This is a genomic window from Heyndrickxia sp. NPDC080065 (assembly GCF_050281185.1).
Taxonomy (GTDB): domain Bacteria; phylum Bacillota; class Bacilli; order Bacillales; family Bacillaceae_C; genus Heyndrickxia.
Genome location: NZ_JBNNWS010000016.1, coordinates 105183 through 129128, shown reverse-complemented (window position 1 = coordinate 129128; position 23946 = coordinate 105183). Strand labels below are relative to the sequence as shown.

General features: G+C 34.8%; 19 protein-coding genes. 18 read left to right on the top strand and 1 reads right to left on the bottom strand.

The window, feature by feature from the left end:
* Positions 1-33 precede the first annotated feature (33 nt).
* The 16 genes from allE (at position 34) to galU (ACQKP0_RS19115) (ending at position 17798) form a co-directional block, all read left to right on the top strand.
* Positions 34-798: a (S)-ureidoglycine aminohydrolase gene (allE, locus tag ACQKP0_RS19190; protein ID WP_427407439.1), complete on the top strand. Its 765-nt coding sequence runs from the start codon at positions 34-36 to the stop codon at positions 796-798.
* A gap of 26 nt (positions 799-824) precedes the next feature.
* A complete protein-coding gene (allD, locus tag ACQKP0_RS19185; protein ID WP_427407438.1) occupies positions 825-1874 on the top strand; it encodes an ureidoglycolate dehydrogenase in 1050 nt (349 codons plus the stop codon).
* 55 nt (positions 1875-1929) lie between these two features.
* A complete protein-coding gene (allD, locus tag ACQKP0_RS19180; RefSeq protein ID WP_427407437.1) occupies positions 1930-2979 on the top strand; it encodes an ureidoglycolate dehydrogenase in 1050 nt (349 codons plus the stop codon).
* 99 nt (positions 2980-3078) lie between these two features.
* On the top strand, positions 3079-4827 hold the full coding sequence (gene fdrA, locus ACQKP0_RS19175; protein WP_427407436.1) for an acyl-CoA synthetase FdrA: 1749 nt from the start codon (positions 3079-3081) through the stop codon (positions 4825-4827).
* Positions 4828-4859: 32 nt separating this feature from the next.
* Positions 4860-6134, top strand: coding sequence for a DUF1116 domain-containing protein (locus ACQKP0_RS19170; protein WP_427407435.1), 1275 nt, complete (start codon positions 4860-4862; stop codon positions 6132-6134).
* A 100-nt stretch (positions 6135-6234) separates the two neighbouring features.
* Positions 6235-7173 (top strand): carbamate kinase, encoded by a 939-nt coding sequence (arcC, locus tag ACQKP0_RS19165; RefSeq protein WP_427407434.1) that lies wholly within the window; start codon positions 6235-6237, stop codon positions 7171-7173.
* 100 nt (positions 7174-7273) lie between these two features.
* On the top strand, positions 7274-7651 hold the full coding sequence (locus ACQKP0_RS19160; RefSeq protein WP_427407433.1) for a RidA family protein: 378 nt from the start codon (positions 7274-7276) through the stop codon (positions 7649-7651).
* Positions 7652-7999: 348 nt separating this feature from the next.
* Entirely contained in the window at positions 8000-9259 is a 1260-nt protein-coding gene (locus tag ACQKP0_RS19155; RefSeq protein WP_427407432.1) for an MFS transporter, read from the top strand.
* Positions 9260-9496: 237 nt separating this feature from the next.
* On the top strand, positions 9497-9754 hold the full coding sequence (locus tag ACQKP0_RS19150; RefSeq protein ID WP_427407431.1) for a CsbA family protein: 258 nt from the start codon (positions 9497-9499) through the stop codon (positions 9752-9754).
* 135 nt (positions 9755-9889) lie between these two features.
* Positions 9890-10264 (top strand): hypothetical protein, encoded by a 375-nt coding sequence (locus ACQKP0_RS19145; protein ID WP_427407430.1) that lies wholly within the window; start codon positions 9890-9892, stop codon positions 10262-10264.
* The gene (locus ACQKP0_RS19140; RefSeq protein ID WP_427407429.1) at positions 10251-10784 is read left to right on the top strand and encodes an RNA polymerase sigma factor; all 534 of its coding nucleotides are present in this window, start codon (positions 10251-10253) and stop codon (positions 10782-10784) included. The genes ACQKP0_RS19145 and ACQKP0_RS19140 overlap by 14 nt, the downstream gene beginning before the upstream one ends.
* Entirely contained in the window at positions 10774-11022 is a 249-nt protein-coding gene (locus ACQKP0_RS19135; protein WP_427407428.1) for a hypothetical protein, read from the top strand. Before ACQKP0_RS19140 ends, ACQKP0_RS19135 begins: the two co-directional genes overlap by 11 nt.
* A 3-nt stretch (positions 11023-11025) precedes the next feature.
* Positions 11026-11259: a DUF2164 domain-containing protein gene (locus tag ACQKP0_RS19130; RefSeq protein ID WP_427407427.1), complete on the top strand. Its 234-nt coding sequence runs from the start codon at positions 11026-11028 to the stop codon at positions 11257-11259.
* Between the two features lie 235 nt (positions 11260-11494).
* A complete protein-coding gene (gene uvrB, locus ACQKP0_RS19125) occupies positions 11495-13474 on the top strand; it encodes an excinuclease ABC subunit UvrB (protein WP_427407426.1) in 1980 nt (659 codons plus the stop codon).
* Between the two features lie 7 nt (positions 13475-13481).
* Entirely contained in the window at positions 13482-16355 is a 2874-nt protein-coding gene (gene uvrA / locus ACQKP0_RS19120; RefSeq protein WP_427407425.1) for an excinuclease ABC subunit UvrA, read from the top strand.
* 564 nt (positions 16356-16919) lie between these two features.
* On the top strand, positions 16920-17798 hold the full coding sequence (gene galU / locus ACQKP0_RS19115; RefSeq protein ID WP_427407424.1) for a UTP--glucose-1-phosphate uridylyltransferase GalU: 879 nt from the start codon (positions 16920-16922) through the stop codon (positions 17796-17798).
* 45 nt (positions 17799-17843) lie between these two features.
* Here galU (ACQKP0_RS19115) and ACQKP0_RS19110 read toward each other — a convergent pair whose 3' ends face one another.
* The gene (locus ACQKP0_RS19110) at positions 17844-20366 is read right to left on the bottom strand and encodes a CDP-glycerol glycerophosphotransferase family protein (protein ID WP_427407423.1); all 2523 of its coding nucleotides are present in this window, start codon (positions 20364-20366) and stop codon (positions 17844-17846) included.
* A 340-nt stretch (positions 20367-20706) separates the two neighbouring features.
* Here ACQKP0_RS19110 and ACQKP0_RS19105 point away from each other — a divergent pair, with 340 nt between their 5' ends.
* Entirely contained in the window at positions 20707-22827 is a 2121-nt protein-coding gene (locus ACQKP0_RS19105; protein ID WP_427407422.1) for a bifunctional glycosyltransferase/CDP-glycerol:glycerophosphate glycerophosphotransferase, read from the top strand.
* Between the two features lie 203 nt (positions 22828-23030).
* Entirely contained in the window at positions 23031-23918 is an 888-nt protein-coding gene (gene galU / locus ACQKP0_RS19100; RefSeq protein WP_427407421.1) for a UTP--glucose-1-phosphate uridylyltransferase GalU, read from the top strand.
* Positions 23919-23946: the final 28 nt, after the last annotated feature.

Sequence of the window (23946 nt, the reverse complement as noted above, 5' to 3'; positions counted from 1 at the left end):
ATCAAAATAAGGAAAACAAAGGAGAATGTAACTATGGGTTATCCAAAAGACTTACTTTCAAGCAGATCTATTATTAAGCACGGATTATATGCACTAATCGCACCAGAAGGTTTAGTAAACAATGTTGTTCCTGGTTTTGAAAATTGTTCAATGTCTATTTTAGGATCACCAAAACTTGGTGCAAGCTTTGTTGATTATATTATCACTATGCACGAAGGTGGAAAAAATAGTGAAGGCTTCTGTGGACAAGATGATGTAGAATCATTTGTTTATATCCTTGGCGGAAAAGTAAAAGTAACAGCTGGTGAAGAGGAATTCGTATTGGAAGAAAGCGGCTATGTATATTGCCCTCCTGGAGTAAAAATGTACTTAGAAAATCTTGAAGCTGGTGATTCTCGTTTATTCCTATATAAACAAAAACATAAACCATTAGAAGGCCGCAAGCCATGGGTTGTTTCTGGTCATGCTAACAATATTGAATACAGAGATTATGATGATATGCACAATGTTCATATTAAAGATCTACTACCTATGGATCTTGACTTTGATATGAATTTCCATATTCTTTCATTTGATCCTGCTGCGTGTCATCCATTTATCGAAACACATGTTCAAGAGCATGGTGCATATCTATTATCTGGAGAAGGTATGTATAATCTTGATAATGAATGGATTCCAGTTAAAAAAGGCGATTACATTTTTATGGGACCATATGTACATCAAGCTTGCTACGCAGTTGGTAGAGAGCCATTAACATATGTTTACTCAAAAGATTGCAATCGCGATGCGGACCTTTAAAAATTAAATCAAAGAGGTGTCTCGGATTGAGAATAAGTAAGGAAGAATTAAGCAATTTAATAAAAAATAAACTTCATAAAGCTGGTCTTCAAGAAGATCATGCAGAATTAACAGCAGATGTACTTACATTTGCAGATGAAAGAGGAATTCATTCTCATGGTGCAATGCGTGTAGAGTATTATGCAGAAAGAATTGCTAAAGGCGGAATTAATACAAATCCTGACTTTAAATTTGAAAAAACTGGTCCTTGTACAGGTGTCTTTCATGGTGACGGTGGTTCAGGCCATGTAGCAGCAAAATTAGCAATGGATGAAGCTATTGCAATGGCAAAGGAAAATGGAGTGGCCATTGTAGGAGTAAGAGATATTTCTCATAGTGGTGCTATTTCTTACTTTACTCAACAAGCGGCAAAGGAAAATGTACTCGGATTTTCTGTTTGCCAATCCGATCCGATGGTTGTACCATTTGGCGGGGCAGAACCATATTATGGTACGAACCCAATTGCTTTTGCTGCACCTGGAAATGATGGGGAAAGTTTTAATTTAGATATGGCTACTACAGTACAAGCATGGGGGAAAATTCTACATGCTCGCTCAAAAAATGAGCAAATTCCAGATACTTGGGCAGTTGATAAAAATGGTGAACCTACAACAGATCCTTTTAGTGTGAATGCTTTATTACCAATTTCAGGACCTAAAGGATATGGACTAGCGATGATGGTAGATGTTTTATCTGGCATTCTTCTCGGATTACCATTTGGAAATAAAGTATCGTCTATGTATGAAAATTTATCAGAGTATCGAAAATTAGGTCAGCTTCACATTGTCATTAATCCACAATTCTTTACCGGATTAACAGAGTTTAAAAATGATATATCTCAATCAATGAATGACCTTAATCAAATTAAACCAGCTCCTGGTTTTTCTAAAGTTCTCTACCCAGGTCAAAATAATGACGTCGTAATAGAAGAATATAGTAAAAACGGGATTGAAATTGTAGATGATATCATGGAATATTTAAAATCTGATGTCGTTCATAACAATCAATATGACCATAAAGGTGCATTTGCAAAATAAATAAAATTCGTAGAGAGAAAGAAGTTTTTCCTAATTGAACAGGGGGTAATGTGATATGAGGTTATCTAAGGAAAAATTGCATGACCTAATTGCCAATAAACTTGAAAAAGCTGGACTTTCAAATGATCATGCGAATGGAGTAGCTGATGTACTTGTCCATGCAGATGCCCGTGGAGTACACTCTCACGGTGCAATGAGAGTAGAGTATTATGCTGAAAGAATTGCAAAGGGCGGACTAAATAGTCATCCAGACTTCAAATTTGAAAAAACAGGTCCATGTACAGCTGTTTTTGACGGAGATAATGGAGTAGGTCATGTAGCCGCAAAGTTGGCTATGGATGAAGCCATTAAAATGGCAAAAGAAAATGGAGTGGCTGTTGTAGGGGTAAAAAGAATCGGTCACAGTGGAGCACTTTCTTATTTTGTACAACAAGCTGCAAATGAGAATTTGATCGGTCTTTCTGTATGTCAATCCGATCCAATGGTTGTACCTTATGGTGGTGCTGAACCATATTACGGTACGAATCCAATTGCTTTTGCCGCTCCTGGTAAGGATGGCAAACATATTACCTTTGACATGGCTACAACAGTCCAAGCGTGGGGGAAAGTTTTACATGCTCGTTCAAAGAACGAACCTATTCCTGACACATGGGCAGTTGATAGTAACGGGGAGCCTACCACAGATCCATTTAAAGTAAATGCTTTATTACCAATTGCAGGACCTAAAGGATATGGATTGATGATGATGGTTGATGTATTATCTGGAATCTTATTAGGTCTTCCATTTGGAAATAAGGTGTCATCCATGTATCACGATTTAACAGAATATCGAAACCTTGGACAGCTTCATATTGTCATTAACCCTGAATTCTTTGCGGGTCTTGGTGTATTTCAAGAAGGTATTTCAACAACGATGAAGGATTTAAATAATATTAAACCTGCCTCTGGATTTAAACAGGTTTCATATCCTGGACAAAGAAGTGCTGAAAGAGAGAAAGCATATGAGGAGAACGGCATCGAAATTGTTGATCACATTTACGAGTATTTAATTTCAGATGTTGTTCACAACAATGTGTATGATCACAAAAGCCCTTTCGCTAAATAAGTGAAAAAATAAAGGGGGGACTGCTATGGTAGCCACCCTTTTCCTATGGGAAAAATTTGATTTATCAAAATAAATAATGATGAAGAGGTGCATGAAATAATGCTTCAAACGATTATTAAAGAGAATTCATATCAGGATTCAGTAAATCTGATGCTTCTCACAAATAAAATTTCAACAATGGACGGCGTGAACAAAGTCCAAATTATGATGGGAACACCGGCTAATAAAGATATTTTCAAAACTGCTGGTCTTTATACAGAAGAGCTCGAAAAAGCAGCTGCAAACGATATGTGTATTGTTGTTGATACAGATTCTGAAGATACTGTAAAAGTATTACTAGAAGAAGTAGATAATTATTTAAATAACCAAGCAATTAGCAGCAGTAAGCAAGATTTTGCAACTGTAAATACATTGAATAAAGCGATTAAAGAATTACCAAATGCAAATTTAGCGATCATTTCAACTCCTGGTCAATATGCAGCTGAAGAAGCGGAAAAAGCAATCGACAATGATATGCACGTTCTTATTTTCAGTGATAATGTAACAATTGAAGATGAGCGCCGTATTAAAGAAAAAGCTCATGAAAAAGGATTACTTGTAATGGGGCCTGACTGTGGTACTGCAATGGTATCTGGTGTTCCATTAGCATTTGCTAACGTTGTTAAACAAGGCAAAATTGGTGTTGTTGGAGCTTCTGGTACAGGTATTCAAGAAGTTACAAAAGAAATTGACCGCTTAGGCGGTGGTGTTAGCCATGCAATCGGTACTGGTGGTCGTGACCTTTCAGAAAAAATTGGTGCGATTACCATGTTAGATGCAATCAAAGGTTTAGCAGCACACAAACAAACAGAAATCATTACACTTATTTCTAAGCCACCTGCAAAAGAAGTTCGTGATGAGGTTGTTCAATTACTTCAAAGTGTATCTAAACCAGTTGTAGCTATTTTCCTTGGCGAAGAGCCACATGATCACGAAGGAAATATCTACTATGCAAATACATTAGAAGAAACAGCAGCGATCGCTGTTGATCTTGCAAAAGGTAATGCAGTGAAACCAAACTACTATACAACGAACATTGAAGTTCCAGCTGTAGACTTAAAACCAGAACAAATAACAATTAAAGGACTTTATTCTGGTGGTACTCTTGGATATGAAGCGGCAACTCTTATTAGCAGAGGTTTAGGTCTAGGTAAGAGCGATCATCATGAAGATGGTTACTTACTAAAAGCAAACGGATTTGAAGTAGCTGACCTAGGTGATGATATTTACACTCAAGGTAAACCACACCCAATGATCGACCCTGATACAAGAATTCAATTCTTCCAAAAAGCAGCACAAGATGAGTCAACTGCGATTATCCTATTTGATGTTGTTCTTGGATACGGTTCACATGAAGATATGGCTGGAGCATTAATCCCTGGTATCAAAAAAATTCAAGATAATGCAAAAGCAAACGGCAAAAACATCTATTTCGTTGCAACTGTTTGTGGGACAGAAATCGATCCACAAGATATTCAAGAGCAAGCAGCGAAGCTTGAAGAAGCTGGCGTCATTTTAAGAGACAGCAATAACCAAGCGATCCGCACAGCTCTAGCTATGCTTGATATGCAAATCGAAGAAAAAGATAAAAAAGTGGTACCTGCGAAAGAATCTGTTGAAAAAGTAGAAGTAACAGTTTCTGAAGCAATTGAACAATTCTTAACTGAAAAACCTAGAGTAATCAACGTTGGATTAAAGAAATTTACTGAATCCATTACAGCAAATGGTGGTAAAGTTGTTCAATATGACTGGCGTCCAGCTGCTGGTGGTAATGAGAGATTACGTAAAGTATTAAGTGTACTTCGCTAAAAAGAAATAAAAGCAAATTAGGAGGAAAGCAAATGTACGGACAATATAAAACTATTGATGAAGCTAATAGAGCGGTTATTGATAAAGTAGTATCAGGCGCACCATTCTTAATGGATGTTGTTCCAGCAAAATCAGTGATTAAAGAATTAAACGGAAAAGTTTTGCTTCATGCTGGACCACCTGTTAAATGGGAAAACATGACTAGTCCAATGCAAGGATCTTGCGTAGGTGCTACATTATTTGAAGGCTGGGCTTCTAATGCTGATGAAGCATTTGAAATGCTTAAAAATGGAGAAATAGAATTTATTCCATGTCACCATGTTAATGCAGTTGGTCCAATGGGTGGAATCACATCTGGAAACATGCCTGTCCTTGTTGTAGAAAATCGTGACGGTGGAAATCGCGCATATTGCACAATGAATGAAGGAATTGGTGCAGTTCTACGTTTCGGTGCATATTCTGAAGAAGTAATAAGCCGCCTTGGATGGTTTAGAGATATTCTTGGACCAACTCTATCTAAAGCACTTAAAGTTAAAGGTGACGGACTAAATATTAACGTTATGATTGCAAAAGCAATCACAATGGGTGATGAATTCCACCAACGTAACATTGCTGGATCTCTTATTTTCCTTAAAGATATCGCTCCATACATTTTACAAACAGATGCAACTGATAAAGATAAACAAGATGTTATTCAATTCTTAGCGGATACTGACCAATTCTTCTTGAATATTGCAATGGCAACAAGTAAAGCGATAATGGATGCAGCAAGACAAATTCAACATGGTACAGTTGTAACTGCAATGTGTCGTAACGGTTATGAATTCGGTGTCCGTATTGCAGGTATGGGTGACCAATGGTTTACTGCACCTGTTAATACACCACAAGGTCTATTCTTTACTGGATACGATCAAGACATGGCTTGCCGTGACATGGGTGACAGTGCAATCACTGAAACTTTCGGTGTAGGTGCAATGGCGATGATCGCTGCTCCTGGTGTTACACGCTTCGTAGGTGCTGGCGGTATGGACGATGCAGTTAACACAAGTAATGATATGATGGAAATTTGTATTGATCATAACTCTAACTTCTCTATCCCGACATGGGATTTCAAAGGTTCTTGTCTTGGAATCGATGCAAGAAAAGTTGTTGAAACTGGTATTGAACCAATTATTAACACTGGTATTGCCCATAAAGAAGCAGGAGTTGGCCAAATCGGTGCAGGTACTGTACGTGCTCCATTAGCATGCTTCGAAAAAGCAATCGATGCATATGCAGTAAAATTAGGATTAATTGAAGCAGAATAAGTTTTTAAAAGAGAGGTAGCTATTTTGGGTACCTCTCCTGATGATAATGACTGAAAATTGTGAATAATAAAATATTTAGATAATACAAGGAGATGTATTTATGAGTAAAAAAATTGTACTAGCCATCGGAGGAAACGCAATCATCAAAGAAGGGCAAAAGGGTACTCTTGAAGAACAACAAAAAAATATTAATGAAAGCTGTGAACCGGTTCTTGGATTAATTGAACAAGGAAATACAGTTGTTATTACCCACGGAAATGGACCTCAGGTTGGTAATTCATTAATTAAAACAGAAATGGCTAAATCAGTAATTCCTGAATATCCTCTCGACGTTTTAGATGCTGAGACTCAAGGAAATTTAGGTTATTTAATTCAACAAGCATTTAATAATAAGATGAAAGAACGTAATATCAATAAAACAGTTGCAACAGTCATTACACAATCAATAGTTTCTAAGGATGACCCTGCTTTTAATAATCCTACTAAACCTATTGGACCATTCTATACAAAAGAAGAGATAGACAAAATTCTTGAAACAGAGAAGATTTCTTATGTTGAAGATAGTGGTCGTGGATACAGACGTGTTGTTCCTTCACCAAAACCAATTCAAATTGTTGAGAGTAAAGCAATTGAAGCATTACTTGACAAAGAAATTACTGTTATTACGGCAGGTGGCGGCGGAATTCCTGTTATCGAAGAAAATGGAATTCTTAAGGGAACAGATGCGGTTATCGATAAAGACTTCGCAAGTGCACTTTTGGCAGCAGAAATTAATGCAGATTATTTATTTATCTTAACTGGTGTTGAACAAGTGGCTATTCATTTTGGAACACCAGAACAACAAAATTTATCAGAAATGACAATTGATGAAGCACTTCGCTATATGGAAGAAGGTCATTTTCCAAAAGGAAGCATGGGTCCGAAAATTGAAGCAGCTATTTTATTCTTGGAAAAAGGCGGTAAAAATGTCATCATTACTTCAATGGACAAGCTTCAAGACGCATTAGAAGGTAAAACTGGTACACGTGTAACGTTATAATATTTGTTCAATAATTACGCAGTAAATTATTTAAAGGGGCTATCTGACTCTTTGTTTTTCAGATAGCCCCTTTTTAGTTCTAACAAGGAGGAAAAGGTTAATGAGAAAAGCGATTCATGCAAAAGGTGCGGTTGCATCCGGTCCCTATTCACATGCGATTGATGGGGGAGAATATATATTTTTTTCAGGTCAAACATCCATGAACACAGCTTCCACAGAAGTCAAACCTAATGATATTGGAGAACAAACGCAGCAATGCTTTGACAATTTATTTGAAGTGTTTAAGGAGGCTAACCTAACTCCAGATGATGTCGTAAAAGTGAATGTATATTTAACCGATATGAATTATTTTAAAGAAATGAATGCAGTATATGAAAAACAGTTTGCGAAGCCATATCCTGCTAGAACGTGTGTAGCGGTAGTAGCACTTCCATTAGGTGCAGATGTAGAAATTGAAATGATTGCCAAAAGATCATAACATTAGAGAACTTAACTGTGTATCATAGGTAATTAGGGGATGTCTGATAGTAAAGTGTTAATGAGATTCTTTTATTTTCAATAAAAAAGTAAAAAATTTGTATAACTTCGGGTCTTTCATCATTTAGAAATTACCTAGAAACAACATTCCCCTAAACCTCTGAATAAATTCAGCCCTTTTGAACAATATATTATTCAGAATGGCTAAATTCCAGAAATAGTGTTCTTATCAAACAATTGTATATATGAGAGATTGTCTAATTTAGCTAGTGTAATTTATTTTCTTTTCCTTCAAAATATAGAACGAATTCATTTAAGCCTAAAGAGAAACACCTAGAGGGGGGAAAACATGTCAACTGAAACAATAAGAAAAAAAGATGACTTCGTTAAAACTAAGTTTAAAATTCCATATTGGTGGAAGGTAGTTTTTGCATTTTCATTAGGATGGATGTTTATTAATGCTAATAAATACTTTTTAAACCCTATTTTGGATAATATTGGCTTAGATTATCATCTTAACAACTCGCAACTCGGATTGGTAAATAGTATTTTCTTTTTAACATACACGATCGCACAAATTCCTGCTGGCTCGTTCGCCGATAAATTCGGCAGGAAAAAGCTGCTTGTTATTGGATTTATTTTATATGGAGTATTAACTGGTGTCTCTGGTATATTAGCTGGTTTTACAGGATTTTTAGTAGCTAGGGCACTTGCTGGACTAGCTTCAGCTACTTATTACGGTCCACAATTTGCCTTATCCTCCGAAGCGATCCCAGCTAAAAATAGAACAGTTGGAAGTGCAATCATTAATAGTGGATCAGGGCTAGGGATTGCTTTAGGGTTTATTTTGTCCAGTACATTGGTATTGGATATGGGAATGAGCTGGAGAATTCCATTTTATATCTTTGGGGTGCTCACGGTTCTTGTCGGTATTGTTATTTCACTAATGGTTAAAGAGAATAAAAAAACTATGCCAAAAGAGGCAACTAATGAGGCGACAAAACCTGAGGAGAAAGTATCAGTTCTATCATTATTAAAGAACCGTAATTTATTAGTGGTCTTTTTTGTACTGTTTTGCTCTATTTATGGTTTCACTGTCGTTGTAACATGGCTTCCGAAATATTTATTAACTGAACGAGGATTTGCTGGGAGTGAGGTTGGCTTTATTTCGGCTTTAGTACCATTGGCTGCGATACCTGGTGCTTTACTTTTCAGTTATTTAACAGACAAAATGGGAAAGAAGAAACCATTTGCATATATCCTGATTCCAATAGCAGCGATTGCATTATGGGCAACGGTTTATGTAAATAGTGTTCCACTTTTAATTGTCGCATTAGTTGTTTATGGATTATTTGGAAAAATTGCTTTAGATCCACTCCTGATCGCTGCGGTCTCTGAGAATGTTAAAGAATCAAATTATGGAGTAGCGTTTAGTCTTTATAATTTTATGGGGATGCTTTCCTCAATCATTGCACCATTCTTTACAGGTCTATTAGCAGATCTTACGGGCAGTATGGCATCCGGGTTTTACTCAGCAGTTATTGTTCTTTGTATAGGAATGATCATTATGATGTTCTTTAAAGAAGAGAAGAAAAAAGCAAGTATTTAATGAAGGCTTTTTTCGCATTTGACTTAATTAAGAAAATGAAAAGTGTTTAATATTTTCTCAAAGAAATACTGCCGACTAGGTATGATTTATGTTTATTAAACGTAGTATATTAAATGAGATTACCAAAAAATGAATTAAAGGAAATTTAGAGTCTTAAGAAATTTATTCCTACCTCTTGTATTTTTTTCAGTTTTAGAAAAAAATAGAGGTAGGATTTTTTTCTTAGAGGTGAGGTTTATGCTAGATAAAATTATTGCGGCAATCTTTCTGCCTGGAATTCTTGTCGTTTTTTTCACCAGGGTTACATATAATCACATCGTTGGATTAGTATTAACGGTTGCATTGATCGTTGCTTCTGTATATAAAGGATATACTCATACATGGGTATTGTTTATCATTGATGCAGCTTCATTAACCATTGGTTTTTACTATGCAAATAGAATGGTCAATCGGAATAAAAAGAAACCAAAAGATACTGAAAGTAAAAACGCTTAGTGCATATGATTACAGATGCAATGAGCGTTTTTCTTTATTTTAAAATCAGATAGTTTGTAAAATAATAAATTAATCAGAACTTTTTCCACCTTTCATTTGTATAAGTATGTAAAATAGGAGAAAGGTGGTTTTATTATGACATCAATCGGCTGGATCATAAGTAGTGCTGTCGTGGCAGTTCTTGGTACCACTTTTGCAGGTGTCGTTGCTACGATGCATAAAAAAGTAGTAAAAGATCGTTGGGGGAAAGTTGATTTTAAAAAAACTGATATTTACTTTTATTGGACTCGTTGGGATACAATTATCTTAATATCGGCGATATACACCTTTCTTTGTATAATAGGATTATTTATCTTTTTACTAAGAGGGGATACAATAGCGAGCCCAATTATTCAGTTTTTTATTCATCAAACCTTTGTTTTTAGCCTACTCACATTTATTTGGTTAATTACAAAACTTGCTTTTGTTTATAAAGGAATTAAAGAGCGGTGGTCAGATGAGTTTAAATAATTGCGAAGAATTATTTATCGAGTTTCAACAAGGAAAGCTTGATGCACTAGATTCGATTTATTTAGCTTATAAAAACCCCCTATATTGCTTTATTTATCGTTATACAAACAATGAACAGCTCAGCATTGATATTGTTCAAGATACATTTGAAAAGCTTCATAAGAAAAAACATCAATATAATCCTGAAAAGGGATCATTCAAAACCTATTTATTTCAAATTGCCTACAATACGATGATAACGAAAATAAACCGTCAAAATCGTCTTAAAGCCTTACTCCCTTTTCTAGCCCAGCCAATTTCTCAGCCTATATCGTCAGAGGAAAAATTAACGGTTCGGGCAGCCCTACAAGCGTTGCCGGAAAACTTGCGTGCGGTAGTTATTTTAATGTATTATCATGATTTAACTCAAAAGGATATAGCAGAGGTCTTAAATATTCCGCTAGGAACCGTGAAATCAAGATTGAGTCGTGCACTTAAGAGATTAAAAGAAGACTTAGAGGTGAAAGACGATGAAAAATAACCAGGAAGAACAAGACGCCTTACTAAAAAAAACATTACACGAATTCGAAATATCGGTTCCTGATTTTTCTGTAAAAAAGTCAAGAGCAAGTCGAATCGCCAATTGGTTTTTTGCCCCGGTAATGATACCATTTTTTGAGAAGGATATCTCGTTCAAAACCTTTAAGCTCGTTCAGGTAATACCGATTATTATGGTTGTTTTGATGACTATTCCATTCTTATTCATTAAGGGGTTTTAGCAGATGAAAATATCAAAAGAAATGAAAGAAAATGCAATTAGAGAGATCCAACATTTTTTTCTGAATGAAAGAGATGAAGAAATAGGAGACCTGGCTGCGGAAAATTATTTTATATTTATAAAGGAAAAACTAGGTCCCATTTTTTATAATCAAGCCATTTATGATGCGCAAAAAATGGTGAATCAACGGATGAATTCTTTAGAGGAAGAGCTATTTACATTAGAAAAAAGAATATAGTAAAAAGAAAAGAACCAATTTTGAGGTTCTTTTTTATTATTGGTTGTTTTCGTAAAGATTTTTGCTTTTCGTAAATAGATCCAATCCCTAATTAAAACCGAAAATTTGTTCGCTTTTTTCTGGTTAAGAAACACCTGTTTGTGGTAAAATAAGAAGTATGAATAAAATGTGTAATCTAGGTCTTAGAAAAAAGGCTAACTATAGAGCAGTCTTTAATGGATGGGAGGAAAATCAATTGAACGAGCAATTTGAGCTAGTGTCGAAATATCAGCCGCAAGGGGATCAGCCAGGAGCGATTCGAAAAATTGTTGAAGGAATTCGCAGCGGAAAAAAATATCAAACCTTGCTAGGTGCAACAGGAACGGGGAAAACATTTACCATTTCCAATGTCATTAAGGAAGTGAATAAACCAACATTAATCATTGCTCATAATAAAACATTGGCAGGACAGCTGTACAGTGAGTTTAAGGAATTTTTTCCGAATAACGCAGTTGAATATTTTGTAAGCTACTACGACTACTATCAACCAGAAGCCTATGTCCCACAAACTGATACATTTATCGAGAAGGATTCAAGCATAAATGATGAAATCGATAAATTACGGCACTCAGCAACCTCTTCCTTATTTGAAAGAGATGACGTCATTATTATTGCGAGTGTTTCCTGTATTTACGGTCTAGGTTCTCCGGAAGAGTATCGGGAAATGGTGCTTTCATTAAGAACGGGTATGGAAATAGAAAGAAATCAGCTCCTTCGCAAATTGGTCGATATTCAGTTTGCAAGGAACGATATTGATTTTCAACGCGGAACCTTTCGTGTAAGAGGAGATGTCGTTGAAATTTTTCCTGCATCAAAGGATGAGCATTGTATCCGTGTTGAGTTCTTTGGTGATGAGATTGATCGAATCCGTGAAGTGGATGCGTTAACAGGTGAAATCATCGGTGACCGTGAACATGTAGCTATTTTTCCAGCATCCCACTTCGTAACGAGAGAAGAAAAAATGCGAGTAGCCATCCAAAATATTGAAAAAGAATTGGAAGATCGTTTAAAGGATCTACGAGAAAATAATCGATTGTTAGAAGCACAAAGGCTTGAGCAGCGGACAAATTATGACTTAGAAATGATGCGGGAAATGGGTTTTTGCTCAGGTATTGAAAACTATTCCCGTCATTTAACACTACGCCCTTCAGGATCCACACCATATACACTACTAGACTATTTCCCTGAAGACTTTTTAATTGTTGTTGACGAATCGCATGTGACCCTTCCTCAAGTTCGCGGTATGTATAATGGTGACCAAGCGCGTAAGCAGGTTCTTGTTGATCATGGTTTCCGCTTGCCATCTGCCTTAGATAACCGCCCATTAAAATTTGAAGAATTTGAAAAGCATGTACATCAAATTGTTTATGTATCGGCTACACCTGGACCATATGAGATCGAACACACACCTGAAATGGTCGAACAAATTATTCGTCCTACCGGTCTTCTTGACCCGACAATTGATGTACGCCCAATTGAAGGCCAAATAGATGATTTACTAGGTGAAATTAATGATAGAGTGTCCCGAAACGAGAGAGTACTCGTCACAACATTAACGAAAAAAATGTCAGAAGACTTAACGGATTATTTAAAGGAAGTTGGGATAAAGGTTCAGTATCTTCATTCAGAGGTTAAAACATTAGAACGAATCGAAATCATTAGAGATTTGCGGCTTGGAAAATATGATGTTCTAGTGGGAATTAATCTTTTAAGGGAAGGACTTGATATCCCTGAAGTATCATTAGTTACGATACTTGATGCAGATAAAGAAGGTTTCCTTCGTTCAGAACGTTCACTAATTCAAACGATTGGTCGTGCTGCCCGTAATGCTCGCGGGCAAGTAATTATGTATGCTGACAAAATAACGGATTCTATGGCAAAAGCGATTGAAGAAACAAAGCGTCGCCGTACGGTACAAGAAGAATACAACAAAAAGCACGGCATTACACCGCAAACGATTCAAAAGGGTATTCGGGATGTGATTCGTGCAACCCGTGCAGCAGAAGAAACAGAAGAATATGTAACTACAACAAAGCCAACTAAATTAACAAAAGCTGATAGAGAAAAATTAATCCTACAAATAGAAACAGAAATGAAAGAAGCAGCAAAAGCCCTCGACTTTGAACGAGCAGCACAGCTTCGAGACACACTATTAGAATTGAAAGCGGAAGGATGACGTTTTAATGGCAAAAGATAAAATCATCGTTCAAGGAGCGAGAGCACATAATCTAAAAAATATTGATGTCACGATCCCAAGAGATCAATTAGTTGTCTTAACCGGTTTATCTGGATCAGGAAAATCATCTTTAGCTTTTGATACGATTTATGCAGAAGGACAACGTCGATACGTGGAATCACTATCTGCCTATGCTAGACAATTTTTAGGACAGATGGATAAGCCCGATGTGGATGCGATTGAAGGCTTGTCTCCAGCCATATCTATTGATCAAAAAACAACAAGTCGAAATCCACGCTCGACTGTTGGAACCGTAACGGAAATCTATGATTATTTACGGCTTTTATTTGCAAGAGTAGGGAGGCCGATTTGTCCAACACACGGAATCGAAATTACCTCTCAAACGATTGAACAAATGGTCGATCGTATTATGGAATATCCTGAAAGAACGAAACTTCAAGTATTGGCACCAATCGTTTCTGGAAGAAAAGGTGCCCATGTTAAAGTCCTGGAGGACATTAAAAAGCAAGGCTTTGTGCGTGTTCGTGTTGATGGAGAGATGCTTGATTTAGGAGAAGACATTGTATTAGAAAAAAATAAAAAGCATTCTATTGAAGTGGTAGTCGATCGTATTGTTATTAAAGAAGAAGTAACTTCTCGCCTTGCTGATTCACTTGAGACTGCATTAAAATTGGCTGACGGAAAAGTCATTATTGATGTCAATGGTGAAGAAGAACTTTTATTTAGCGAACATTTAGCATGTCCACATTGTGGATTTTCAATTGATAAATTAGAGCCAAGGATGTTTTCTTTTAATAGCCCATTCGGTGCTTGTCCAGAATGTGATGGTCTTGGAACAAAGCTTGAGGTAGAGAAAGATTTAATCATTCCTAATCCTGAACTTTCTTTAAAAGAACATGCCATTGCTCCGTGGGAGCCGGTAAGTTCACAGTACTATCCACAACTGCTAGAAGCGGTTTGCACTCATTTTGGTATTGATATGGATACGCCTGTAAAGGATCTCCCTAAAGATCAGTTGGATAAAATATTATTTGGCAGTGGTGATGAATCAATTTATTTCCGCTATGAAAATGATTTTGGCCAAATTCGCGAAGGCAATATCAAATTTGAAGGCGTTATTCGAAATGTAGAAAGACGATATCGAGAAACGAGTTCTGATTACATTCGTGAGCAAATGGAAAAATACATGGGACAACAAGCATGTCCAAAGTGTAAAGGCTATCGATTAAAAGAAGAGACCCTAGCCGTAAAAATTAATAACAAACATATTGGAGAGGTAACAGAGCTCTCCATTGAAAATGCTGATCAATTATTTTTACAGCTTGATCTTACTGAAAAAGAAAAACAAATTGCTAATTTAGTTCTCCGGGAAATCCGTGAACGACTTGGCTTTCTTGTCAATGTCGGTTTGGAATATTTGACATTAAGCCGTGCAGCAGGAACTTTGTCTGGCGGGGAGGCACAACGGATTCGTCTAGCAACGCAAATTGGTTCAAGGCTTACAGGTGTTCTTTATATTTTAGATGAGCCTTCAATTGGTTTACACCAACGGGATAATGACCGACTGATTCAAACTCTTCAAAATATGAGAGACATTGGCAATACGTTAATTGTTGTTGAACATGATGAAGACACGATGCTTGCTGCTGACTATTTAATCGATATTGGTCCAGGGGCTGGGGTTCATGGTGGAGAAATTATATCGGCAGGAACACCTGAGGAAGTTATGAATGATCCTCACTCCTTAACGGGGCAGTATTTATCAGGGAAAAAGTTTATCCCTCTTCCGATTAATCGACGCAAGCCTGATGGTCGATATATAGAAATTAAGGGTGCAAAAGAAAATAATCTTAAAAATATCAGTGTAAAGTTCCCGCTAGGAAGTTTTGTAGCTGTAACTGGTGTATCAGGTTCAGGGAAAAGTACTTTAGTTAACGAAGTTTTACACAAGACCTTGGCACAAAAGCTAAATCGTGCGAAAGCTAAGCCTGGTGAGCATAAAGAGATAAAAGGAATTGATTATCTTGAAAAAGTAATCGATATTGATCAGTCACCTATTGGTCGTACACCTCGTTCAAACCCAGCAACCTACACTGGAGTATTCGATGATATTCGTGATGTGTTTGCAGCTACCAATGAAGCAAAAATCCGCGGGTATAAAAAAGGGCGATTTAGTTTTAATGTGAAAGGCGGCCGCTGTGAAGCGTGCCGTGGTGATGGAATTATTAAAATTGAAATGCATTTCCTTCCAGATGTGTATGTTCCATGTGAAGTATGTCATGGAAAGCGTTATAATCGTGAAACATTAGAAGTGAAATATAAAGGAATAAATATAGCAGATGTACTTAATATGACAGTCGAAGATTCTGTAGAGTTTTTCGAAAATATTCCTAAAATTAAACGGAAGCTGCAAACGATATTAGATGTAGGCTTAGGTTATATTCAACTTGGGCAGCCTGCTACGACCCTTTCAGGCGGGGAGGCACAACGTGTTAAATTGGCATCTGAGCTCCATAGAAGATCGAATGGGAAGTCATTATATATACTTGATGAACCAACAACAGGGCTTCATGTCGATGATATATCAAGACTTCTTGATGTATTACAGCGACTAGTCGATAATGGTGACACTGTTTTGGTCATTGAACATAATCTTGACGTTATTAAAACCGCGGATTATCTAATCGATCTCGGACCAGAGGGTGGTGCAAAAGGCGGTACCATTGTGGGGACAGGAACACCTGAAAAAATAGCTGAACTCCCTGAATCCTATACCGGAAAGTATTTAAGACCGATTTTAGAAAGAGATCGAATCCGAATGGATAAGAAAGTGGAAGAAAAAGAGAAAGTGAAACAATAAGGCTCTTTTCGTAAGCTTTGTTGTTTCTTAAAATAAGTAAAAATCGGTATTAGGATTTTTACGATTCGAATTTATCTTCCAATTTGAATGGAATTTATTATATAGGGAAAAGAGCTTATCACCAAAATTAATATAGAATGAGAACTTATCCAAAAAGAAACAATCTATTCAAATGAAGCCAAACAATAACGAGCAGAACTACTCCATGTAAGAATGGAGTAGTTTTTTTATTGTCCGCTAGGAAACGAGAAGGAAATTTCATCAAGTTTGTTGTAAATATTAATGTAAGGCTGTTTTCACATTGATTGTTAAAAATCTTAAAGCCGATTTTAACCTGCTGCTATTTCGTATATGGGCTATCATCCTAATATCATGTAGCTTTAGGGCATCTTTTCTTAAAAGATATATCTTTCTTACTTATGATTTTCGATTTAAAAGCAAAAGTTTAAGAAAAGAGTCTTAATTATTTAGTTTTATTCCAAACATATTATTCATACATTAATATACACAAAAAATTAGGCACCATATGTTTCTGCTATACATCATCAAAATAGGGGGGAAGGCATGAATAAAGTTAGGAAGGCGATCATTCCTGCTGCTGGATTAGGTACTAGATTTTTACCAGCAACAAAAGCGATGCCAAAGGAAATGCTGCCGATAGTTGACAAACCAACGATTCAATACATAGTCGAAGAAGCGGTTGCATCGGGAATTGAGGATATTATTATTGTAACTGGTAAAGGAAAACGTGCAATTGAGGATCATTTTGACAATGCTCCAGAATTAGAGTTGAATTTAGTTAATAAAGGAAAATTTGATTTGTTAAATAAAGTACAATACTCATCAAATTTAGCGACCATCCATTATATCCGTCAAAAGGAACCAAAGGGTTTAGGTCATGCCATCTGGTGTGCGAGAAAATTTATAGGTAATGAACCATTCGCCGTGCTTTTAGGAGATGATATAGTTCAAAGTGAAACTCCTTGTTTACTGCAGCTAATCAAGCAATTTGAAGAGACAAATTCATCGGTTATTGGGGTACAGCAAGTACCGGAAGAGGAAACTTATCGTTATGGAATTATTGATCCGGCAAATCAAGAAGACAGACTGTATGAAGTGAATTATTTTGTAGAAAAACCCGATCCGGGAACAGCACCATCTAACTTAGGAATAATGGGACGATACATTCTAACACCTGAAATATTTTCATTTTTGGAAAAACAAGAAGCAGGTGCTGGAGGAGAAATTCAGTTGACAGATGCGATTCAAAAATTAAACGATGTTCAAAGTGTCTTTGCATACGACTTTGAAGGTAAACGCTTTGATGTTGGTGAAACATTAGGATTCGTCAAAACAACGATTGAATTTGCTTTACAAAATGAGGAACTGCAAGAAGATGTATTGAAGTTTATGGAAGAATTACTATTGAAACAAAAAATATAACTAGTGAGATAAAGAAATCGGCTAACTAGCCGATTTCTTTGAATCTCATCCTTCACCTCCAGCTTCTAAGCTGCAAACCTTTTCATAAAACATATTGATTGCCTCAGCACTATATTTCTCGTAATCAAAATCATTCATAGCTAGCTTTCTTTCTTCTATAAATTGATTCATCCCACTTATTAATCCGTTAACAGAGTTGTCAACAATTAACCCATATCCATCTCCAACTACACTTCTAGAACCTGGTATATCAGTAACAATAATAGGCTTCTTTAAAATAAGTGCTTCAAGTAAAACCATCGGCTGGCCTTCATGATTTGACGAAAGAACAAAACAATCACATTGATTTAACAAAAAATAAGGATTATTAATCTGACCAGTAAAGATCACTTTATCTTCTAATTTAAGTCTTTCAACTTGATTGAATAAATCCTCTTTCAAAACCCCATCCCCTACAATATAAAGCTTCACAGAGTCATTATTTTTAACAACTTCTGAAAAAGAATTTATTAATTTTTCTTGATCCTTTTCAGGACCAAGTCTTCCAATATTAATAAAGTTGATGTCACTTTTATTAGGCATAGGAAATGTGTTTCTTTCAATTGCACTACTAATCGCTGAAAAATCATTTTCGATACTAAATTCATATTGGTATTCATTTTTCATTGAGAGAACTTTTTTATAATCAATTGTATTTATGACAAAGTCCATTTTATGAAAATGATCCTTTACAATATGACTTAAGCTATTCCGGTTTTGTTCATTTGTAAGATTGGATACTGATATCACTTTATCGAAATAGTTATAAAGTGAAAAAATGACCTTTAAATTCTTACGGTGAGGATATCTATTATTTACCTTTTTCTGGATTTCCTGTCCCATATCATTATGTAAATAAATGCTTTTCTTTTTAAAATCGCCAAATGCCATAATGATAGCCCAGAATGGACTGTATCCACTAAAATCAATGCCTATATCAAATTTAGCTCCGCCAATCATTCGCTCCAATTCTCTTTTGTACATATGTGACGGTACTGTCTTTTCCATAAATTCTGTGTAAATCCCTCTGCGAAGCATCAAACTATGCCGATACCAATCGGATAGAGTTGCATTCCATGAACCGACTCGATATAAATATTTAACATTTTTATTAATTTTTTTTATATTATTTAATTTTTCCTCTTTATTATTATTTCCATAGTCAACAACTGTGACATCATACTTATTGTAATCAATTGCATTTAATAAGTTTATAAATGAAGTAGTGATGCCATTATTAAGAAAGCCGCCACCATAAATTAAAATCTTTGTTTTATCAGTACCTACTTTGATTTGGTGTTCTGTTGGTTTTCCAAGAAAAACAATATCAACAATCCTAGATGTTGCTTTACCATCATCATGGTAACAATATTTTTTTAGAAAAATATCATATGATTCCTGATGCCGTCTTTTTTCATCATCTAAATGATGAATACTCTTAATTACATCATTCACCGTTTTACAAATAGGACCTGGAAGTTCATCCAAATCTATATATGTGCCGCGTTCCTCCACATATTCTTCAGCATCATACGTGTAAAAAATAATAGATTTGTTTGTTGGAAGAAATTCAAAGAAAATACTGGAGTAGTCTGTGATTAAAAGATCGACAATCGATAATAATTCATTCGTATCTATCCTATTTGGCACACATATAGACTCCATTTTCTGTTCTTTAAAAAACTTGTAAGCGTAGTAGTGTGATTTAAGTAGAACAACGTACTCGTCGCTTATATTCTTTTGAATTTGCTGAATGTCATGTAATAATTTTTCACTTTCATTTTTCTCTTCTCCTAATTTTCCCCGCCAAGTTGGGGCATAAAGAATGATGTTTTTATGAGAAGGAATAGACAGCTTTTTCCTTAATTTCTCTTTGTCTGCATGAAACATTAAATCAACACGAGGGTAACCTGTATCCAAAACCTTTCCATTGAAAATGGTATATACTTCATGTGATTTCAGCAATTTTTCAGCGGTAAATTGATTTGGATTAACCATATAATCAGCAAATAAAAAGTTTCTCTGGATATTTTTATGATCGGATAGCCCCCGATTTTTAATATCAATCCCCATCGTTTTTAATGGAGTACCGTGCCAGATATTAACATAGATCTGCTCTTTTCTTTTGTGGAAATAATAAGGGAAAGTTGTATCGTTAATTAAATATTTTGCGGTAGCAAGGCATTTCACATAGGCAATACTCTGATAACGAACAAAATATACATTAGGTTTTTTTTTATAATCTTCCTGAATTTCCGCTTTATCCTTAATAGCCCATACATGCAGATAATTTTGAAAGCTCGGATGTTCAATTAAATATTTGAACACAGCATATGGATTGCCAGTCATACTCTGACCATGGTATGCCTCGTAAAAAATCATTTTTTCATTAATCGGTTTCTTATTCATATATTTTGTATAAATCGCTCGTTTTCGAAATCCTTTATCAAGGAGATATCTTTTTAATGGGCTAAGTACAAAGTAAAGTCTCCTTTTTAATGTTTTACTGTTAATTTTTTTGATAACCATTTCTTCCTCCGCAAAACCCATGAAAAGCTGATTAATTGTAGTCAATGACTCTTATTCATCTTTCCTATGGAAGATCATTACATTTCTCTCCATAGTATGGGTAGTTGAAAAGGATTTTATAATTTCACTTGGTAATTTTTGTTCTTTTTGAAATAAAGATAAAGGGAAATTTCAATAGACAAATGAAATTTTTTATTATTTATGTTAAATTTATAATGAATATTAGATGAAAGTTTTTTAATAAAAGTAAATTTTAACAATTCCTTTTATGTGGAATTTTTTTGTTTATCTAAAAAGCCATCTCAAAATTATCAAATTAAGGAGAGTTAACCTAAAAAAAATGAAAAAAGTTTCAATTATTATTCCTATCTATAATACTTCTGAGTTTTTATCGGATTGCTTAGATTCAGTAGTAAATCAAACCTATAAAAATATTGAAATTTTGTTAATCAATGATGGATCAACAGATCAATCACAGGAAATTATGAAAGAGTTTTCCGATAAAGACGAAAGAATTCACTCCATTCACTTAAGTGAAAACAAAGGAGTCGGTTATTCAAGGAATTTAGGAATAAAAAATGCAACAGGAGATTATGTTTATTTTCTTGATAGTGATGATTTTCTTTCACTTGATGCCATTCAGTTGTTAGTGGAAAACATCGGCGATAATAATATGATTTCCGGACAGCAAAGGAAAATAAAAACAAAAGAGGATAGTAAAAACATAGAATTAGAGATTGAGCTAGTAGAAATTACAAACCTAAACAGACATTTTAGAAATTGTTCCATTTTACATAGATTAATTTCTACGGAATTTGTTAATAAAAATCATTTAAGATTTTCAGAGAAGGTAGAATGTTATTCCGAGTTACCCTTTATCACTCAAATGGTGCAACGTATGGAGTCTACTTCCTATGTCCGATCCTGTTATTATTTTAAAAGATTGCGCAACGATCCAATCTCAAATCCAGCTATAATGCAGCGTGAAAATGAAAAAATTTTAATGGATTTTTTAAGTATTTTTAATGATTTAAAAGAAGAATATAAAAACAATGATCGTGCTATTACTTATTTAGATGAGTTATTTTTAAATTTTTACAGAAAAAATATTGTAATGCTATTTTCTAAACGAGATATTATCAATAACTATTTCAATGAAGTTGCAATTTCTGCAGAAAAAGTGGATCAGTCAAAATGGAAAAGGTTGAACATGGTTGTACGAAATGAATTTAAGTTTTTGCTGAAAAGAAAACAAGATCAATTCTCAAAGCTAATGAGCTTCCATCATTTTGCAAGAAATATAAAAAGGGCGATTGGGAGTAAGCGAAAAATTTATATTCAATTATACAGAACACTATTTATGAAGTTGCCGTTAAAAGAAAGAACGATTGTTTTCGAGAGTTTTTTAGGAAAAAATTATTCTGATAGTCCAAAATACATCTATGAGTATATGTTACAAAATAATATGAATTACAAATACGTCTGGATTTTTAATAAAAAAGGAAGAGACATTCAAGGAAATGCGAAACAAGTAAAACGTTTTAGCTTGTCCTATTATTATTATCTAGCTACATCAAAATATTGGGTAAGTAATTCACGTTTACCATTACATTTAAATAAACGCCCGGGGAATATTTATTTACAAACATGGCACGGTACTCCATTGAAAAAACTGGTGTTTGATATGAATGATATCTATTCAGCCAATCCAAATTATAAAAAGCATTTCTATCAGCAGTCTAGACGTTGGGATTATTTAATCTCTCCGAATCAATATTCTTCAGAAATATTTAGAAGGGCCTTTAAGTTTGAGAAAACGATGTTAGAGTTTGGCTACCCGCGAAATGATATTTTATATCAAAAGAATAATGAAGCGTACATTAGGAGCCTTAAAGGGAAGTTAAATATTCCCCTTGATAAGAAAGTCATTCTTTATGCTCCAACATGGAGAGATGACGAATTCTATGAACCTGGAAAATATAAATTTAATTTAAAATTAGATTTACAAAAACTGAAAGAGCAGCTTGGTAATGAATATGTAGTTGCTTTAAGAATGCATTATTTTATTGCAGATGACATTGAGACAAGCGGATTAGAAGGATTTGCATATAATTTCTCAAAATACGATGATATCGCAGAATTATACTTAATCTCAGATATATTAATTACAGATTATTCTTCTGTATTTTTCGATTATGCTAATTTAAAAAGACCGATTTTATTCTTTACTTATGATTTAGAGAAATATCGTGATACCCTAAGAGGTTTTTATATTAATATTGAAAATGAGGTCCCAGGTCCATTACTAAGAACATCTGATGAGGTCATTGATGCTATTGCTAACATTGATAAAGTTAATGATCAATATCGAGAAATTTATGACCAATTTTATCTAAGGTTTTGTGACTGGGATAATGGTGAAGCATCGAAAAAAGTTGTAGAAAAGATTTTTCATGAATAATTGCTCTAGGGATGGATGCTGGTTTCCGTCCCTTTTCTTTACTCCTGAATCATAGATGCTAAAGAGGGTTTTACATGTTTTTGAAAAATAAGTCAATAATGTTATTATTATTTAGACACATTATCTTCAACCATTTCTCTTTTTAATAAAGCTGATATGTAATACAATTTAGTGGAGAGTCAACTTAATAGAGGTGAACAGAAATGAAAAAAGTAAAAAAAGCAATTATCCCGGCAGCTGGTTTAGGTACAAGATTTCTTCCTGCAACGAAAGCCATGCCAAAGGAAATGCTTCCGATTGTAGACAAACCAACCATTCAATATATTGTTGAAGAAGCAGTCGAATCCGGAATTGAAGATATTATTATTGTAACTGGTAAGGGTAAAAGATCGATTGAGGATCATTTTGACTATGCTTTTGAATTAGAAGATAATTTAATTCAAAAGGAAAAGTTTGAACTTCTTGAAAAGGTTCGTCAGCCTTCTAAAGTTGACATTCATTATATACGACAAAAAGAACCAAAAGGTCTTGGGCATGCAATTTGGTGTGCAAGAAAATTTATTGGTAATGAGCCTTTTGCAGTTTTACTTGGTGATGATATTGTTCAATCTAGTACACCTTGTTTAAAACAACTTATGAATGTATTTCAAGAAGTGGATTCTCCTGTAATCGGAGTACAGCAGGTTCCTGATAATGAAACATATAGATATGGTATCATTGATCCACTTAAACAACTTGGACGATTATATGAAGTTAATAATTTTGTGGAAAAGCCAGAAATTGCAGAGGCGCCTTCCAATATTGCCATCATGGGGCGCTATGTACTAACACCTGAAATATTTGACTACCTAGATTTACAACAAATTGGTTCTGGTGGAGAAATTCAATTAACAGATGCCATTCAAAAACTAAACGAAAAACAAAAAGTATATGCATATAATTTTGAAGGTACACGGTATGACGTTGGTGAAAAATTTGGATTTATTAAAACAACAATAGAAATGGCGCTCTCTAGAGAAGATTTAAGAAATGATATGATCAATTATTTACAAGAATTAGTTAAGAGAAATTTCATTAGTAACAAGGAGTAAATTTAACGTAAGTTTCAATATTAAAAGA

Bases quoted from the DNA above. Each gene is read 5' to 3' on its own strand.
- allE (WP_427407439.1), top strand. From the start codon at position 34: ATGGGTTATCCAAAAGACTTACTTTCAAGCAGATCTATTATTAAGCAC.
- allD (WP_427407437.1), top strand. From the start codon at position 1,930: ATGAGGTTATCTAAGGAAAAATTGCATGACCTAATTGCCAATAAACTT.
- fdrA (WP_427407436.1), top strand. From the start codon at position 3,079: ATGCTTCAAACGATTATTAAAGAGAATTCATATCAGGATTCAGTAAAT.
- ACQKP0_RS19170 (WP_427407435.1), top strand. From the start codon at position 4,860: ATGTACGGACAATATAAAACTATTGATGAAGCTAATAGAGCGGTTATT.
- arcC (WP_427407434.1), top strand. From the start codon at position 6,235: ATGAGTAAAAAAATTGTACTAGCCATCGGAGGAAACGCAATCATCAAA.
- ACQKP0_RS19160 (WP_427407433.1), top strand. From the start codon at position 7,274: ATGAGAAAAGCGATTCATGCAAAAGGTGCGGTTGCATCCGGTCCCTAT.
- ACQKP0_RS19155 (WP_427407432.1), top strand. From the start codon at position 8,000: ATGTCAACTGAAACAATAAGAAAAAAAGATGACTTCGTTAAAACTAAG.
- ACQKP0_RS19150 (WP_427407431.1), top strand. From the start codon at position 9,497: ATGCTAGATAAAATTATTGCGGCAATCTTTCTGCCTGGAATTCTTGTC.
- ACQKP0_RS19145 (WP_427407430.1), top strand. From the start codon at position 9,890: ATGACATCAATCGGCTGGATCATAAGTAGTGCTGTCGTGGCAGTTCTT.
- ACQKP0_RS19140 (WP_427407429.1), top strand. From the start codon at position 10,251: ATGAGTTTAAATAATTGCGAAGAATTATTTATCGAGTTTCAACAAGGA.
- ACQKP0_RS19135 (WP_427407428.1), top strand. From the start codon at position 10,774: ATGAAAAATAACCAGGAAGAACAAGACGCCTTACTAAAAAAAACATTA.
- ACQKP0_RS19130 (WP_427407427.1), top strand. From the start codon at position 11,026: ATGAAAATATCAAAAGAAATGAAAGAAAATGCAATTAGAGAGATCCAA.
- uvrA (WP_427407425.1), top strand. From the start codon at position 13,482: ATGGCAAAAGATAAAATCATCGTTCAAGGAGCGAGAGCACATAATCTA.
- galU (WP_427407424.1), top strand. From the start codon at position 16,920: ATGAATAAAGTTAGGAAGGCGATCATTCCTGCTGCTGGATTAGGTACT.
- ACQKP0_RS19110 (WP_427407423.1), bottom strand. From the start codon at position 20,366: ATGGTTATCAAAAAAATTAACAGTAAAACATTAAAAAGGAGACTTTAC.
- ACQKP0_RS19105 (WP_427407422.1), top strand. From the start codon at position 20,707: ATGAAAAAAGTTTCAATTATTATTCCTATCTATAATACTTCTGAGTTT.
- galU (WP_427407421.1), top strand. From the start codon at position 23,031: ATGAAAAAAGTAAAAAAAGCAATTATCCCGGCAGCTGGTTTAGGTACA.